Origin of the sequence: Actinomadura madurae, assembly GCF_900115095.1 — a bacterium.
Taxonomy (GTDB): domain Bacteria; phylum Actinomycetota; class Actinomycetes; order Streptosporangiales; family Streptosporangiaceae; genus Spirillospora; species Spirillospora madurae.
This window is the reverse complement of sequence record NZ_FOVH01000051.1, coordinates 1-1,868: the sequence shown is the minus strand read 5'-3', so window position 1 is coordinate 1,868 and position 1,868 is coordinate 1. Positions and strand designations below refer to the sequence as shown.

The window sequence follows — 1,868 nt, the reverse complement described above, 5'->3', positions numbered from 1 at the left end:
TAACACGACGTCCGAGCCATCGCCACACCCTGCACGAACCGGCACACCGCATCACGCAGACACACCGACCGAGATCAACTTCTCAAACACGCACTCAGTGGGGGCGGCCAGCACCGCCCCCTGCCCCCCAACTTGAGACACAGCGTTGACGACAGTGCTGACGACAACAGCCCCACACGTCGGGCACCAGTCGCACACATGGAACACCTTCTCGCCTCGGCAGACCGGCCGAGAGCCTAGCCGTCGCTACTTCTGAAAAGCGGAAGGTCGGCGGTTCGACCCCGCCCCTGCCCACCTCACCAAGCAGCAGGAAGAAGCGCCCGACCAGCGGAAACACGGTCGGGCGCTTCTCTCGTCATGTCCGGCTGCGTCTGGCCGTCACCGGCTCAGAGCGGTTAGCCATACCGAATAAGTACCGAGGTCCGCCGACCGTTCTGTCACGACAGATACGGAGCAGATGCAGAATACGAAGGCTGATGGCCACCCATATTGACTCTGCGGCAATAGTTTCCCTGTTGGATCGGCATCGTTGAACGAGAGCGATTTATAGCCACGATCAAGGAAATGACTCCCACCGTGGCGCCGACGATGGAGGCAGCTTGATCGCCCGTCTCCAAAAAATGAGGGAATCTTTGCTTCCTACCCACCCATCTTCTCGCTCATTGTGCTCGCGAGGCTGCTCAGCCAGAGACCCATGGCGCCGTGGGACGCAAACATGACCCAGAAGACGACCTTTACTCCAAAGCCCTGATCTCTCCTGGGGAACATCGCCAGGAGCGCTGTAAGCAAGAAAAGTAAGCCTCCTCCTGCCACTAGAACATAATCTGTTTTTGTGAAGTAAGGCCTGCCAGCTCGGCCATAGGCGCTAAGAAAGCACATCCAGGCCGCCACTGAGGTGATAGTCCAATAGGTAGCTCGGTGTTTGAACACCTTAACGATCGGCAAGGTCGAGAGATCGGCATCAGGGTCGGCCCGCTAAGCCTGGAATGTAAAGATTCCCATGACCAGAGATGCAACACCAGCAGTTGCTCCCACAATGGAGGCAACTTGATCCCCTATCCCTAGGAACGAACCCATGCCACACCCCCACTTACCCCAGCCCACCGTTTCACGTAGAACGCAACCCTAGCCGGAGTGGTTCTAGATCGTTAGTTGTTGCCAAGTAGGCCCTCTGTGAGAGCGCCGGACGCCACTCGGTGCAGTAGTGAGAAGGGCGCCGGACAGGCGGCGACAGAGCGGCTCTGAGCCATGATCGTTCCGAATACACACCCAAGTCGTCGGTTCACGGCTATCGACCGGGCGCGCTTGACCAGGTCACAGGCAGGGGCACCGGTGGCGGGCGTCGTTCACTGTAAGCGCAGGAGATCAAGGCCGAAGCACACCGGCCGCAACCCCGAACTGGCCGACCCCGAGCGCCAAGCCCAGGCTCGCGCCGAACTAGACGCCTACGTCGCCGGCCACCACCTCAAGGAGCTTCGCAAGGCCATCGCCAAGACACAAGCCGAGGTCGCTCAGATCCTGGGGGTCTCCCAGTCCCGGGTCTCCCAGATCGACAACCCTGACGGCAACGACGGCACCACTGGCGGACGTTGGGCACCGTCCGACCTTGGCGAATGGGGCGGCGACAGGGTGGTTCCAACTTCTGATAGCGGAAGGTCGGCGATTCGCCCCGCCCCTTCCCACCACATCTGACCAGCAGAGACGCCCCGGAGCCAAGCGGCCCTGGGCGTCTTGACGACAACAACCCACATGTCGGCTGCGGACGGTCACCACCTTAGTGCGTGTTTGAGAAGGATCTTGTTATAGGTATTCGAGGGGGCGCCGGCGTTGACGGACGGCGGGCTGCCCGCCGCGGGCCATGCGGCGGG

The 1,868-nt window shown here is 61.0% G+C and carries 1 protein-coding gene; it reads left to right on the top strand.

Features of this window, described 5'->3' with window-relative positions; all coding sequences use genetic code 11:
- The first annotated feature begins 1,332 nt into the window (after positions 1-1,332).
- On the top strand, positions 1,333-1,692 hold the full coding sequence (locus tag BM339_RS49490; protein WP_256255906.1) for a sigma factor-like helix-turn-helix DNA-binding protein: 360 nt from the start codon (positions 1,333-1,335) through the stop codon (positions 1,690-1,692).
- The last annotated feature ends 176 nt before the right edge of the window (positions 1,693-1,868 follow it).